The sequence below is a fragment of the Pseudomonas sp. NPDC088414 genome (assembly GCF_044753325.1).
Lineage (GTDB): Bacteria > Pseudomonadota > Gammaproteobacteria > Pseudomonadales > Pseudomonadaceae > Aquipseudomonas.
The window spans coordinates 1-752 of the sequence record NZ_JBIVMY010000053.1 but is presented as its reverse complement, the minus strand read 5'-3'; the positions used below and the strand labels follow the sequence as shown (position 1 = coordinate 752).

General features: G+C 60.2%; 1 pseudogene. It reads right to left on the bottom strand.

What is annotated here, in order from left to right:
• A pseudogene (gene secD, locus ACIP8I_RS26515) lies at positions 1-640 on the bottom strand (protein translocase subunit SecD); the annotation flags it as partial.
• Positions 641-752: the final 112 nt, after the last annotated feature.

The window sequence follows — 752 nt, the reverse complement described above, 5'->3', positions numbered from 1 at the left end:
CCGGTTCACCGTTGAGGTCGGCCGGAACAATGTCGAAATCGTTGAAGTTCTTGCGGATCAGCGCACGGGCCTGTTCACGGGAGTCAGCATCGCTGAAGCCCAGCTGAATGGCGCCATTGAGTTGCGGCAGGCTGCGATAGCGCAGCTTCTCTTTGCGCAGCAGGCTCTTGACGTCGCCTTCGTAGACTTTCAGGCGGGCGTCGAGGGCTTTGTCCATGTCCACTTCCAGCAGGAAGTGCACACCACCGGACAAGTCCAGACCCAGCTTCATCGGGTGCGCGCCCAAATTGCGCAGCCATTGTGGGGTGGTCTGTGCCAGGTTCAGTGCGACGACGTAGTCATCACCCAATGCCTTGCGCACAACGTCCTTGGCCGGCAGCTGGTCTTCAGCCTTGGTCAGACGGATCAGACCGCCCTTGCCGTTGGCGGCCAGCGAGGCTGCCTTGACGTTGATCCCGGACTCACGCAGCGCGGTGCTGACGCGATCCAGATCGGCCTGATTGACCTGCAGTGCCGTGCTGGCGCCGCTGATCTGAATGGCCGGGTCATCGGGGTATAGATTGGGAGCGGAATAAATCAGACCGACCGCCAGCACCGCCAGGATCAGAATGTATTTCCACAGAGGATATTTGTTCAGCATCACGCCGCCCGTTATGAACGCGGGGCGCCTTGCGCGCCCCGTCGATTGAGTAGAAGTTGGAAACTTAGATCGCTTTCAGCGTGCCTTTTGGCAGCGTGGAGGCCATGGCGCC